Annotated in this window: 13 protein-coding genes and 1 pseudogene; 5 read left to right on the forward strand and 9 right to left on the reverse strand. The window is 40.7% G+C overall.

Features of this window, described 5'->3' with window-relative positions:
• Positions 1-87: 87 nt before the first annotated feature.
• Positions 88-2,301, forward strand: coding sequence for an LPXTG cell wall anchor domain-containing protein (locus tag EJK17_RS08775; RefSeq protein WP_103660719.1), 2,214 nt, complete (start codon positions 88-90; stop codon positions 2,299-2,301).
• 158 nt (positions 2,302-2,459) lie between these two features.
• On the opposite strand, the gene citX is transcribed toward EJK17_RS08775, so the two are convergent.
• The 9 genes from citX to EJK17_RS08820 all read right to left on the reverse strand — a co-directional run bounded on the left by citX (position 2,460) and on the right by EJK17_RS08820 (position 11,340).
• Positions 2,460-2,999: a citrate lyase holo-[acyl-carrier protein] synthase gene (gene citX / locus EJK17_RS08780; RefSeq protein WP_103660704.1), complete on the reverse strand. Its 540-nt coding sequence runs from the start codon at positions 2,997-2,999 to the stop codon at positions 2,460-2,462.
• 74 nt (positions 3,000-3,073) lie between these two features.
• Positions 3,074-4,615, reverse strand: a complete 1,542-nt coding sequence (citF, locus tag EJK17_RS08785; RefSeq protein ID WP_281273605.1) for a citrate lyase subunit alpha — start codon at positions 4,613-4,615, stop codon at positions 3,074-3,076.
• Positions 4,605-5,519, reverse strand: coding sequence for a citrate (pro-3S)-lyase subunit beta (gene citE, locus EJK17_RS08790; RefSeq protein ID WP_103660706.1), 915 nt, complete (start codon positions 5,517-5,519; stop codon positions 4,605-4,607). Before citE ends, citF begins: the two co-directional genes overlap by 11 nt.
• Positions 5,519-5,812: a citrate lyase acyl carrier protein gene (citD, locus tag EJK17_RS08795; protein ID WP_103660707.1), complete on the reverse strand. Its 294-nt coding sequence runs from the start codon at positions 5,810-5,812 to the stop codon at positions 5,519-5,521. The genes citE and citD overlap by 1 nt, the downstream gene beginning before the upstream one ends.
• On the reverse strand, positions 5,802-6,857 hold the full coding sequence (gene citC / locus EJK17_RS08800) for a [citrate (pro-3S)-lyase] ligase (RefSeq protein ID WP_127796352.1): 1,056 nt from the start codon (positions 6,855-6,857) through the stop codon (positions 5,802-5,804). Before citC ends, citD begins: the two co-directional genes overlap by 11 nt.
• Before the next feature lie 112 nt (positions 6,858-6,969).
• Positions 6,970-8,106: an Ldh family oxidoreductase gene (locus EJK17_RS08805; protein WP_103660709.1), complete on the reverse strand. Its 1,137-nt coding sequence runs from the start codon at positions 8,104-8,106 to the stop codon at positions 6,970-6,972.
• A 180-nt stretch (positions 8,107-8,286) separates the two neighbouring features.
• Positions 8,287-9,075 carry an alpha/beta fold hydrolase gene (locus tag EJK17_RS08810; protein ID WP_103660710.1) on the reverse strand — a complete coding sequence of 263 codons (789 nt, stop codon included), beginning with the start codon at positions 9,073-9,075 and terminating at the stop codon, positions 8,287-8,289.
• Between the two features lie 77 nt (positions 9,076-9,152).
• On the reverse strand, positions 9,153-10,622 hold the full coding sequence (locus EJK17_RS08815; RefSeq protein ID WP_103660711.1) for a DASS family sodium-coupled anion symporter: 1,470 nt from the start codon (positions 10,620-10,622) through the stop codon (positions 9,153-9,155).
• Between the two features lie 19 nt (positions 10,623-10,641).
• On the reverse strand, positions 10,642-11,340 hold the full coding sequence (locus EJK17_RS08820; RefSeq protein WP_103660712.1) for an RraA family protein: 699 nt from the start codon (positions 11,338-11,340) through the stop codon (positions 10,642-10,644).
• 346 nt (positions 11,341-11,686) lie between these two features.
• Between EJK17_RS08820 and EJK17_RS11475 the strand changes: the two genes are divergently transcribed.
• The 4 genes and pseudogenes from EJK17_RS11475 to tnpC all read left to right on the forward strand — a co-directional run bounded on the left by EJK17_RS11475 (position 11,687) and on the right by tnpC (position 13,782).
• Positions 11,687-11,863, forward strand: a complete 177-nt coding sequence (locus EJK17_RS11475; RefSeq protein WP_168180780.1) for a hypothetical protein — start codon at positions 11,687-11,689, stop codon at positions 11,861-11,863.
• Entirely contained in the window at positions 11,860-12,207 is a 348-nt protein-coding gene (gene tnpB / locus EJK17_RS08825) for an IS66 family insertion sequence element accessory protein TnpB (RefSeq protein WP_103660713.1), read from the forward strand. Before EJK17_RS11475 ends, tnpB begins: the two co-directional genes overlap by 4 nt.
• 63 nt (positions 12,208-12,270) lie before the next feature.
• Entirely contained in the window at positions 12,271-12,501 is a 231-nt protein-coding gene (locus EJK17_RS08830) for an IS66 family transposase (protein ID WP_103660714.1), read from the forward strand.
• Positions 12,455-13,782, forward strand: a pseudogene (tnpC, locus tag EJK17_RS08835) (IS66 family transposase). Before EJK17_RS08830 ends, tnpC begins: the two are co-directional and overlap by 47 nt.
• The last annotated feature ends 276 nt before the right edge of the window (positions 13,783-14,058 follow it).

Consider the following 14,058-nt stretch of genomic DNA (forward strand, 5'->3'; position numbering starts at 1 on the left):
TTTAATAACAACCTGTGATTTTTTGATATGGTATAGCTTATTATTTAATAAGTATTAGTGAAATTTAAAAATAAGAGGAATGATTTCATGTTTAATAAATTTGAAAAAGAACCAAAATATGGCTTACGTAAATTCTCTGTTGGTCTTTGTGCGGCAATTTTAGGAACTGCCTTTTTCTTAAACACTAATGAAATTAAGGCTGATACGACTACTCAGGAAACTGAACAAAGTGTAGTGAGTCAGAATAAGTCTTCAGAAAATAAAGAACAAGCTGACGAAAAATCTACTGTCAATCAAAATAACGATGAGGCAGTAAAACAAAGTCAAGCTCCTGCCAATGAACAAACAAGTAATGAAAATCCAGCTCCAGCTGAAAATAAAGAAAATTCTGAAACAGTTGATGCAAGCCAGCAAGAAAACACTACTCAAGAAAATGTCGGCCCAGTAACTGCAGAAAAACCAGTAGCTACAACTAAAGTGGTCCCAGAATACAAGGATCCCGATCCTAATTCTGTCACTAAAAACGGCGACCAGGAAATGACCGTCAAGTGGACTGATACTAAGGCTCATCGTCAAGATGTGATGGCTGGTCAAACCAATGTCGATTTGCAAATTAGTGTCAACAACTTACCTGCTGCTAAGCAAGGTCAAAGTTTCAACTTGCAAGTTGGTAATCCTACTCAATGGCAAATTCAAAATGACCCTAATGTCGGTGAAGACTTCACAGTCACCGTTAACCACGAAAATAATGACTTCACCATTACTGCTAACAAGGACTACAACGGGCAAAATGGCGCTGCTAGTTTCACCTTGCCAGTAACTTTAATGCCAAAGGCTGCTGCCTTTAACGTTGAAACTGACGCAACAATTAACATTACCATGACAGATCCTGAACACCAAACCATGTTCAAGCAAGATGTGAATGTTAATGTTAAGCCATTGGTTGATAAGGTCAATAACGAAAGGGTAAAAGTTTTCGTCATTAAATATGGGACTGATGATAGTAACGTGCCCCAAGAAGATCAAGGCAAAAAGGTTTTGCAATGGGGGCTTTACTGGAATTATGGTCAAAATCCATTAACTGATGTCTACTTCCAACAAACCTTCTCTACTGGTCAAACCATTATTCCTCAGTCAATTAAGGTTTTTGAAATTCCTGACCGTAGTTGGGTAGTTAACCAAAATGGTAACCGGATCAACCTTGATAATGTCTACCAAAAGATTACCACCTACAAAGAAAGTACAGCTTTTGAAGATTTACTTAAGAGTGGTGTTAACGATACTAAAAACAAAATTACTATCGCGCAAAACGGCCCGTTCATGCTTGGTAATGAAAATGCAAGTGACAAGATTTTTTTCATTCAACTAGATACTTTGCCATCTGAAGAAGCCCTTCAGAATTGGACTAAGGGTGATGACGATCCTTATTCTAAACTTTACATGGGTGATAGTACTGCTAACTTGCAATCATTAGACGGTTTTGAATACACTAACTTCCTGAATAATGGTCAATCGACAGCTAACTTAGGTAACTACACGGCTAATGTATACTTCATTAACAAGGATCAAACTGATAAAGAATTAGCAAAAGTAATTGGCGTCAACAGTACTGACGCTAACACCAACATTAGCTTTGCTGGTCTTAACCAAGTAGTGGCCAAATTAGAAAAAGATGGTTACGTCTTAGATGGAATTGCGACTGGTGCTAATAGTACTAAGCTTGATTTAGCTACTAGTCCAATCCAGGCTAAGGCTTTACTTGCTAGTGCTGATCCATTCGGTAACTTTGCTGTTGCTCCTAAGAACTTCACTTTAGTCTTTTTAGTAAAACTTCTCCAGCTGAAAAACCTGGTAAGGATGATCCAAACAAGGACAAGCCAACTACTCCCGGTGATCATCAGGACCAACCACAAACACCGGACAAGAAGCAACCAACTAACAATAATGAGCAAAAGCCAAAATGTTGCTTCACACCCTGAAGCAGAACCGGAAGCAAATAATGATCAAAATTACGAAGAAACGGTTCGTCCATTAGCTAATAAGAAGCAAGAAGCTGAAAAGCAATCCCAAGCTAAACAAAAAGAAGCTGCAACTAGAAAACCTAAGACTGCAACTGCTGACCCACAAGTTGCTCCAGTTAAGCAATTGCATTACACACTTGGTCAAGCTAAGAGCAATAATGATCAACGCGCTACTTTACCAAAGACTGGTGCTAAGCAAAGCAATTTTGCCGTACTTGGCGGTTTAGTTTTAGCAATGGTCGCAGCCTTCGGCTTAGCTGATCGTAAACGGAAAAACTAGATAGAATAACTTAAGTTGAAAGTCATCTCGCCAAGGGATGGCTTTTTTGATGAGACAAAAAAGCTATCTGCCTCTCGCAACTTGTTTTTAGTGTTCTCTATTTAGTTTTTTGATTAAAATCTCTTTTACTGAAATGGTTCAAAATCTAATCTCTATACCTATTTCACATTTTCAAAATAAACTTGCGAAATATAATCCTGTAATTCCGCTACCGAATGTCGCCGGGAACGCGCACATTCTTTGGCTGGTCTTGAACATAAGAAGCATTTACGCTCCGGCAAGCCTAAATCCTTTCGCGACATGGCCATACTCTCATCTTTGACCAGCACATCAGCATCAAACAAACGGCCTAATGCAGTCTGATCTTCAAATTCCACACAAACTACTTTCACTTGTTTGATTGGCTCCTGCAAAACATAAAATATCTCCGCGCCAGTATCTTCATGCCACTCGGCTGCCACATGATAGTGCATCCCTGCTGCCTCAAACTTGGCTACCAATTGCTTAATCCCTTCGTTAAACAAGTGCTCTAAGTACTGGTTATTCTTAATCGGTCCCGGAATATTTAAATTCACATCAACCAGAGTCTGATCCGGATACTTAGCAAAAATTGCCTTTTGCATCGCTACTCGCTTGTCTTTAGCAGCCAGCACTTCCGGAATCCCCTGCTCTTTTCCTTCATCAAATATTGACTTCATCATTTTTCCCTTAAAGACGAAAAGAGCTCAGGAAGTTCCTTCTCAAGCTCTTTTCAACAAAATATTCTAGTTAATCAGTCTTTAACTTGCTTAATCGCATCGATAACAGTACCGTCACGGTATTCAACCAAGGCAACAGTACGGTCAGTGTATTCAAGCTTCTTTGGCTTACCAACTTGCTTTTCAGCCATCTTTTGCAAGTCTTCAATTGAAACAATGTTCAAACCTGGAACATTTGATAAGGCATCAATTAAGTCCTTACGCTTAGGGTTGATCGCAATTCCACGTTCAGTTATCAACACGTCGATTGATTCACCTGGAGTTACGACAGTTTCAACACTAGGAACCACAGTTGCGTTTCTACCACGAACAAGTGGAGCAGTGATGATGGTCATCTTAGCACCAGCTGCTGAGTCTTGGTGACCACCAACGGCACCACGGATCACACCATCTGAACCAGTCATAACGTTAACGTTGAAGTCAGTGTCGATTTGCAAAGCTGACAAAATTGACACGTCAAGGTTGTTAACAACGGCACCCTTATTATGTGGATCAGCGTACCAAGAAGCATCGATTTCTTGTTGGTCACGGTTCTTAGCCATTGAAGCAGCAGCACCCTTGTCGAAGTCCTGAACGTCCATAACTTTTCTGACTAAACCTTCTTCAAGTAAGTCAGTAGTTGGCTTGGTAATCCCACCAACAGCAAATGAAGCAGTAATGCCCTTGTCAATCATAGCTTGACGAAGGTAACGAGTAACTGCCAAGGCAGCACCACCGGAACCAGTTTGGAAGCTGAAGTCTTCCTTGAAGTATGGTGAGTTAACGATTACTTGGTTAACCATTTGGGCAATCTTCAATTCCTTAGGGTCCTTAGTGAAACGAGTAGCACCTGAACCGATCTTGTCTGGGTCACCAATCTTGTCAACCTTAACAACGTAGTCAACTTGATCTTGCTTGATTGAAGCTGGAGTGTTTGGATAAGGAACAATGTTATCAGTCAAAAGAACAACTTTGTTAGCATATTGGGCATCCATCAAAGCATAACCAAGTGAACCAAAGACAGCATCCCCTTCTTGACCGTTGGCATTACCAGCTGGGTCAGAAATTGGCACACCTAAGAAGGCAACATCGATCTTGATTTCGCCTTCTTCGATTGAACGAGCACGGTTACCGTGTGAACGGAAAATAACTGGGTTCTTCAAACCACCGTGGGAAACGAAGTCACCAAGTGAGCCACGCATACCTGATGAAGTAATGTTAGTGATGACACCCTTCTTGATAGCTTCAATAATCTTGTCGTTCATAACTCCAGTTAATGATGATGGAGCTAAAGTTAAGTCCTTGTAACCTAACTTGATGATCAGATCCATTACCTTGTTGAAGGCAAAGTCACCATTTCTGAAGTGGTGGTGGAAGGAAATAGTCATACCGTCTTTCAAGTTATCCTTAATAACTTGTTCAAGTGAATCAACAACCTTGTCTTGACCAGTAGTAACTCTAACCTTTGGGGCCACACGTTGTTCTACAGGGTGACCAATGTCAGTTGTTTCGTAAGCTTTTAAGTTTAATTCGTTCATTAAGTCGTCTGGTAATTGACGTTTTACATTATTCTCCAATGTAATTGCCCTCCTCATCAATCAAGTTTGAAGCCTTAGCAGTTTGAAGGACTCTAGTAGCCTTTTCAACAACTGGCTTATCGACCATCTTACCGTTCATCGAGATAACACCGCTACCTTTAGCCTTAGCTTCACGAATAGCGTTTTCCACGTTTTGTGCGTTTTCAATTTCTTCCTTAGTTGGGTTGAAGACTTTGTTAACCATGGCAATTTGACGTGGGTTTACAAGTGACTTACCATCGTAACCTAATTCGTGAATGTAGTTAGTTTCACGGTAGAATCCTTCAGTGTCCTTCATGTTTGAGAAGACAGTATCGAAAGCATAAACATCAGCACTACGAGCTGCTTGCAAAACCATGTTACGAGCAAATTCAAGTTCACGACCATCTGGGTAACGGTGAGTGTGCATATCAGCAGTGTAGTCTTCACCTGAAACGGCCAACCCCATCATTAATGGGGTACTTTCAGCAATTTCTGGAGCGTGAAGGACACCCTTAGCTGATTCAATGGCAGCCATGACACCGATGGTGCCCTTTTCAATGCCAAATTCGTCTTCCCAGTGTTCAATATCCTTAACCAACTTTTGAATCATGGCAGCTGATTCAGTCTTTGGTAAACGAATAACGTCAACACCGGCCTTAACCATGGCCTTAACGTCTTCGTCGTAGAATGGAGTGTCTTGACCGTTAACACGAACAACGATTTCACTACCACCAAAGTCAACTGTCTTAATTGCTTCATAAACAAGCATTCTGGCAGCATCTTTTTCAGTTAAAGAAACTGAGTCTTCCAAGTCGAGCATAATTGAGTCAGCACCATAGATCCCGCAGTCCTTAATCATGGCTGGGTTGTTACCAGGAACAAACATCATGGTCCGACGTAAACGATTCTTTACGTAAGTCATTAGAGCACCTCCAAATCTGGTTTTTCTGAAGTTTCGGTTGCACGTTGGGCAGCTGCTAAAGTACGAGCCTTGATCACACAATCAAGCGCACCCTTATCAGTTGCCTTAACTTTGCAGTCAGTTAAACCGTACTTAGTTAAAGTATCAGTGATGACCTTTTCGATTTCATCACCATAGGCCTTCTTAACTTCTGAATCAAGGTCAATTTCAATTCCGTTGTTACCTTTGGAAACCATGATTTGGATGTCGGAACTTTCAAGGGTTCCTGCTACACCAGTGGTTTTAATTTCCATTGATATTCATTCCTTTCTCAATTCTCGCTTGCAAACTTGCAAGGTTCTTCTCAATAAACTCGAGCGTGGTTGCTGGAACAAGTTCTTTCATTCCAGCAAGGTCGCCAGCCTTAATTTTCTGCCGAATTTCAGTCGCGGTAATTACATCACCATTCACTTCTTTACGAGGAATGGTGATCACTTCAATGTCTGGACTTAATTCATGGGCCAAACTGACATTGTAATAATGCGTGGTCATAGACAATGGCTCTTTACCTAAATATCTACGTGTAATATTTAAGCTTGGCGCAATCACATTCTTAAAGACCCGCGCATCAATGGCCGTTTGCACATCAATCAAGTCTTCAGGCGACTTCAAGAAGTAAGCCGGAAAAGTGGCTTTAGAGACCATGTAATCTCCCCCACTGACAACTTTGACATTAGCCAAGTCGGCTAAACCAGCCCGAACTAATTCCATTCTTTCATCAGTAGTAAATAATGAGGCATCTTCTTTAACAACAAAGACATAAACCAAATCGTTCTCTTCACTGGCTAATTCCACCAAGTGCCGGTGACCCAAAGTAAAAGGATTAGCATTCATGACAATTGCGCCAATCTTCAAATCTTTTTGGTCATTAACCTTTGGTAAATCAGCTAAATAGTTATCAACATCTGGCGTGCCGCTTTCTAGAAAAGCTGCTTGGTCAGTCTTGGCTAATTCCCGGAAGTTCAAATGTTGGAAGCTTTCGGAATATTTAGCCTTGGTAAAGACAAAGCTATGAAAAATCTTTTCATTGAAAATATACTGCTGCAAAGCCGTGACGATTTTATTAAAACGAGCTCCAGAAGTAACTCCCTTATTGCAGACGCCAACATACTTCAAGACGTTGCCGGCAACACTACCAGTTCCTACCAGCTTGCCTTCTTCATCGACTAAGCCGAAGGTGTGATTGATTTGATCAAGTTCGCGATCACTAAAGTTATGAATGTCGAGACTCGCCAGGAAAGCTTCCCATTTTTGACGAGTGGCGGCATTATTTAAATATAGATCTACTAGCTTATCCATCTAGCTGCCTTCTTACTTAATAAAACTGCTTTATTTCAACAACTTTAGTTTACGCTTACTTTTGAACTTTTTCAATTTATTGCAAGCTATTTTAAAAAATTCAAATTTAATTCTAGTAGTTACCAGTAAACATATTTTCACTCTTTGGTGGAACGTAGTCGCCGAAGTACTTGCTGAAGTCTAAGTCAAGGTAGTTACACAAATCTTGAATTTCAGTCATAGTCTTGTCGATGACTGGGATGCCGTTTTCTTTACGGTCTTTGATGGCTTCAATTTCCTTTTCACCATGAGTGTAGATCCGGTCTTGGCCCTTAGCCTTAGGAGCATCCCGTAATTCTTGTAAGTATTCTGAGAAGTGCTTCTTAATGGCTTCTGGGTCACCGAAGTTAGCTAAGTTAATGGCCATGAAGCCGTGGCAGATGCCTGACTTATTATCCTTCATGGTCTTGTTGCTGGTGAAACCTTGGGACAAGATGGAAGCGAAGATTTCAGCAACCATCCCGTTACCATAACCCTTGTGGGAACCTAAGGCTTCAGTATTACCACCAAGTGGCATAATCCCGCCGCCGCGGTGAGCAGCAATGTTAGCTAAGACATCAGCGGCATCGTTACTTGGTTCACCCTCTTTATCAAGAGCCCAACCATCAGGAAGTGGTTCGCCTAACTTGTTGTACATTTCCAGCTTCCCGCGAGTAACAACAGTCGTTGAAGCATCGAACAAGAAGTCATATGGATCAGCTGGTACACACCAAGCTTGTGGGTTTGAACCGATCATGGCTTTACGAGCATAAGTTGGGACCATGATGGTTTCACTGTTAGTTGATGAAAAACCAAGCATGCCTTCTTTAGCAGCCATCTTTGCGTAGTAACCGGCAATACCGTAGTGGTTTGAGTTTCTAACAGAAACAATGCCGACGCCGTTCTTCTTGGCCTTTTCAATGGCTAACTTCATGGCAAAGTGCCCATTCAATTGGCCCATGCCGTCGTGACCATCGATGACTGCTGAGACAGGTGTTTCAAAGACAACTTCTGGTTCAGCGTCAACTTTCATTGTGCCTTTTTGGATTCCCTTGTAGTAACGGACCATTCTTTGCATCCCGTGACTTTGGATTCCGTAAAGGTCGGCGGTCATCAACACATCAGTGATGATCTTGGCTTTTTCTTCATTGAAACCGAACTTTTGGAAAGCATCCATGCAAAGTTGGTTCAAGGTTTCATATGAGAATCTTACTTTTTTACTATCAGCCATGATTTTTCTCCTTTAAATGATAGCGCTTTCATTCACTAGGATTAGTTTATGCCTTTTCCAAGAGAAATACAATGCTTTTTCTTTAAATATTTTAAATATATCTTTTTATTTTTAAATATTTAAAAATAGTGGCAAAAATAAAAAGAAGCAAGTTAAACTTACTTCCTTTTAAATAATCTACTATTTAATTTTCTTCCAAAATTCAACCACTGCCTCATGCATCGCTTCCGGTTGTTCAGCTTGCACCAAGTGGCCACAGTTCGGAATGATCTTAGTCTCGACTTTATCATTCAAGGCTTTTACCGCTTCCGTAAACTTCGGATCAAAGTATGGTGACTTCTCTCCTGCTAACACGAGCATGGGAATCGGGCTCTCGACAATAATATCGCGCCAGTCCTTTTCGGCATGATCAACCAAACAGTCATAGTTTTCTGCCGGATCATAAGGATACTTGGCATACTCCTCTTTGGCTGCTTGGAACATCTCGTCATCAATATAAGTCGCAAAGGCTTTACCAAAAGGCAACTTCAAGTAACTTGGATAATTATCCCAAGTTAAATCCTTAAAGCCATACTTCCAAGTACTGTCAGCAATCATCTTCGGTGCTTGGTCAAGGTCAACTAAGCACTTCAGCTCGCCCTTGCCATATTGGTCTAGATAAGCCCAGAAGTGTGCTGCGCCCATTGAATTACCAATCGCAATTACATCATGTAGCCCTAAATAATCAATCAATTCGGCGACATCAGCCGCATGCCGGCTAATTCTTTGCCCCTTAAAGGTCCGCTCGGATTGTCCCTGATTACGCGGATCAAGTAAGACAATGCGGTAGTCTGGTTGAAATAAAGCCATGGCATCGCGCCACATTTGCAAAGATCCACCAATGCCAGGAATCCCTAAAATAACTGGTTTATCCGTTTCGCCAGTATCCGTATAATGCAATCTTACATGGTCAGTTGTCGTAAATTTCACGTTTAATCTCTTTTCTTTCCATAAAAAAATAAGATCTAGTTAATACCTAGATCTTATTTTATTCAATTATTGAATTTTTACCAAACGCCGATAACCTTCATCCAAAGAGTTCCGACAACGCCGAAGACAACTAAGTAGATTAAACCTAAAACAAAGTTCATCTTCCACCATTCACCTTGTTTGACATAACCAGTCGTAGCCAAGATTGAAGCAGGACCGTTAGCATAGTGAGTAGTTGAAGCGTTGATGGCACCAGTGAAGGCTAAAAGCATAGCACTTAAGCCAAGTGGAGCACCTGTTGCAACAGCAACTGATAAAAATGGTAAGTAAAGAGCAGTCATGTGAGCAGTACCACTTGCGAAAAAGTAGTGAGTGTAGAACAAGAGTAACATCAATACTACCAAGACTAAGCCCCAGTTGACACCGTGAAGACCAGTTTGGACAAGCTTAGAGAACCAAGCGATGAAGCCGTATGAGATCAACTTACTTGCCATGAAGATCAAGATTGAAAGCCAAATCAAGATGTTCCAAGCACCGGTTTCTCTCAAAGCATCTTGCATGGTCAAGACACCAGTGATCAAAAGTAAAGCAACAGCAAGGAAAGCAACGAAAGTAGTGTTTAATTGAGGAATATCAATGAAACCTGACAAAACCCAAAGAACGATTGACAAAACAAAGATCGCAGTCATGATCTTTTCTGGCTTAGACATTGGACCCATTTCGTTTAACTTGTCAGTAGCCCATGACTTAGCGTTAGGAGTTTCCTTAATTTCAGGTGGGTACATCTTGTAGATAACGAATGGCACAATTACTGCTAAAATAGCAACTGGCAAAATAGAAGCGATGAACCAGCCACCCCAACTCATGTTATAACCTTGCTTAGCAGCCATCTGTTGGGCAACTAAGTTAGGAGCGGCACCAGTAATGAATAAAGCCGTTGACAAAATGTTGGCATGGAAGGCAGTAAAGTCGATATAAGCACCGATCTTCTTACGTGAAGGATCGTTTGGCTTTGAGTCATAACCTTCCTTTGAAACTGATTCAACCACTGGCCAAACAACCCCACCAGTACGAGCTGAGTTAGATGGAATTAAAGCACCTAGAATCAATTCCAAACCGGTAATGGCGTAACCGATACCTAATGAACGCTTACCGAATTTTTGAATCATGATGTAAGCGATTCGGTTACCAAGACCAGTCTTACTGATTCCGTGAGCCATAATGAAGGCCATAGCGATTAACCAGGCAGCTGAGTTACCGAATGAGCTAAGCACACCTTGGTTAACAACAACACCCTTGGCGTTAGTAACGTCTTTCATGGGTGCTAAGCCAACTAAAACAGTAACAACTAAACCAACTAAGGTTGTACCACCAATTGGTAATGGCTTGGTAATACATCCTACAATAGTAGCAACGAAAATGGCAAATATTTGCCAAGCTTGTGGGGTTAAACCATTAGGACGCCATGGTGTGATACACCAGAGGACAACCCCAACAATGATCGGCCATATAAAGCCTTTATAATTAACTTTTTCAAGAGTTTTCATAAAAGATCCCCTATTCTAATTATGGACGGTAAATGTCATCGATAATGTCGAAGCCTTTGTCTTCTAGAGACTTGTCAACCCAACTTAGGTCAACTTCACCCTTACTAAAGGCAATAGCTTTAGCATCATCTTGCTTGTGGAAGGCTCGCGCCTTAGGTAAAATCTCGGCTGCGTCTTGGCGAGGGATGCAGATGACACCATCTGTATCACCTAAGATCACATCTCCAGGGTTGACGCTAATATTACCACAAGCGATTGGCACATTAACTTCACCAGGACCATCCTTGTAAGGACCACCTGGCGTAGTGCTGGTGGCATAGATTGGCAACTTCCAATTCCGCAAATTATCGATATCACGAATCGGACCATCGACAACGATGCCGGCGATCTTCTTTTGATCGCGCAGATACGACATCATGACTTCCCCAATTAATGATCTGGTCGTGTCGCCTTCATCATCAATGACAATGACGTCACCTGGCTGACAGAACCTTAAGGCAGCATAGATGGCTAAATTGTCACCAGCTCTAGTATGAACAGTGAAAGCTGGCCCTACCATTTCATGATCAGGACTAGACATTAACTTGACCCGTGGATTCATGGCACTATTACGTTCCATGCAATCGGCGGTGTTAGAAGCTGGAATTTCTTTAAAACCAGCAACCACATCAGGATCAGGCATTTGTCGTTTTAGATAAATTCTCTTTCCTACAGGCATAGAGTAAAACTCCCCTCTTGCTTTTCTAATTTATTTAATTCAACTTACAGATTCCATTATACACTTATCAAGGCATTAAGCGGTTACATTTTTGAAATATTTTAAATTTTATCTGCTTTTTTCAAGATTTAAAAATATACATAGTCCTGTTTTAGGTATTTTAATGGTGGTTTGCCGGCCTTGAATAGAATTTTATTATAAAAAAATAAGGCGAAGCATTTCAGCTCGTCTTGTTTTTTACTTAACATAAATTTGATTATGGTGTAAGTGTCAGATAACCGAGTGTCTTTCTTAGTCCTCTTTTTTCAGTTATTCTAATCTCATCAAATTGATGGAGGTTAAGAATATGATCGAAAAACAACAGCCAATTGTGGCACTTGGACGCTCGACTAAACCCAAGAAAGCCAGTCCACCTCGCAATAATCTATTGCTTAGTTTGAAGAAGAATGACTTAGAATTAAGCTTCTATAGTAGTTTAGATCCTGAAATTATGCATAAACTTCTTGAGAAAGTCTTGTCATGATTAGGCTCAGTGACTTGGGGCAAGTCTATATTGTTTGTGGTAAGACTGACTTGCGTAAAGGCATTGATGGTCTGGCAATTTTAATCAAAGAACAGTTTGAGCTTGACCCATTTAGTGGTAAAGTTTTTCTCTTCTGCGGTGGCAGAAGAGATCGCTTCAAAGCCCTTTATTGGGACGGTCAAGGCTTCTGGCTGCTCTACAAAAGATTTGAAAATGGAAAAATGAACTGGCCCAGTAATCAAAATGAAGTTCAAGCTCTCTCTGCTAAGCAGGTTGATTGGTTAATGAAAGGCTTCTCAATTAGTCCAAAAATAAAGAACACGAAAGCGCGCGGATTGTACTAATACTTGACATCGCACGCTTTTTTGATATTCTTTTAACTAACAAATTTAGGAGGAAATAGATTCATGGCAAAAGAAGATAAAGATCAAACAATTACTCAATTAAAAACCATCATTCAAAATATGAGCGATGAAATTAAACTCCTCCGTGAACAAGTGGCTTACTTAACACAGAAGCTTTATGGTAAGTCTTCAGAACAAATGCCCTTAAATGGCCAAACAAGTTTGTTTGATGAGCCCGAAGCTCAAGATGATGGAGAACGTCCCCGACGCCGCCGTTCAGACTATTACTTATAAGAGAAAAGCTCAGCGCAGGAAAAGAGCTGACCTGTTAGCAGACTTTCCAGCTGAAGAAGTTCATCATGAGTTAGGCGATAAACATTGCCCTGACTGCCAGCATGAACTCACTGAGATAGGTAGGCAGACAGTTCGCCAAGAATTATTGTTTATCCCAGCTCAACTTAAAAGGCTAGATCATATCCAACATGCTTACAAATGTAAGTACTGCAGTCAAAGAAATTATAGCGATAAGATCATTAAAGCTGTAGTACCTAAAGCTCCCTTGAACCATGGCTTAGGTTCAGCTTCACTCATCGCTCATTCACTTTATCAAAAATATGAAATGAAGGTGCCTGACTATCACCAAGAAAGCAACTGGAAAAAGATGGGACTGGAAGTTTCAAGACAGATGTTAAACTACTGGGGATTGAAAAGTAGCGAATACTACTTTAAACCAGTGTATGACCTGCTTAAGCAAAAGCTGTTAACCCGACCAATCCTGCATGCCGATGAAACTTACTATACTGTCCTGGAAAGTGAAACAATTAAAACCTACTATTGGGTCTTCTTATCTGGTAAATATGATAAGTATGGGATTACGCTGTATCATCATGATCCCTCTCGGAGTGGCAAGGTCGCTTTAGACTTTTTAGGGCACTATCCTGGTTATCTGCACTGTGATATGTGGCAGGCTTATACGCAATTGCCAAAAGCGACTTTAGTTGGTTGTTGGGCCCATGTAAGAAGAAAGTTTGATGAAGCCGTGCCCCAAACCGCTTCTCAAAAATCTCTTGCTCAAAAAGGGCTAACTACTGCAAGCGCATGTTTTACTTAGAGCGGACCTGGGAGAATTTAAGCAAACAAGAACGTTACCAGCTAAGACAAGCAAAACTCAAGCCGCTGATGTAAGAATTCTTCAACTGGTGTGAGAAAAATAAAACCACCGTTTTGCCAGGTTCTAAATTGGGCAGAGCCATTAATTATACCCTCAAGCATCAAGCTACTTTTGAACATGTCTTGCTCGATGGTCATTTAGAATTATCTAACAATAAGGCTGAACGAGCTGTTAAATCACTCGTCATGGGCCGAAAGAATTGGTTATTCTCTCAAAGCTTTAAAGGCGCCACCGCTAGTAGCATTATTCTGAGCTTAATTGAAACTGCCAAAAGAAATGGACTTGACCCTGAAAAATATTTGAATTATTTGCTTCAAAAATTACCGAATGAAGAGATTTTAAATTTGGAAACCCTTGAAGCTTATTTACCATGGCAGAAAGATGTCGAAAACAATTGTAAATAAGAGAGCTTAAAAAACCGCCTCAGTATAACAGTAACTGAGACGGTTTTTAAGTACACTATTTTATTTGACGCTTACCTTAAGTCTATGAGATAAGAATAGCCGAAAAATGGGAGCTAAGAAAGATACTTCAGTTTTTTACGCTTACCGACAAAAAACGATGATTCTCAAAATGAAAATCATCGTTCTTATTTTGGTTTAAGAATTATTTTTCAAAGATCTATCATTATTGTTGACTAGATTGTGACTCCTGAGAATTTGGAACTTCTACCGTTTCCG

Origin of the sequence: Lactobacillus xujianguonis, from assembly GCF_004009905.1 — a bacterium.
GTDB classification, from domain to species: domain Bacteria; phylum Bacillota; class Bacilli; order Lactobacillales; family Lactobacillaceae; genus Lactobacillus; species Lactobacillus xujianguonis.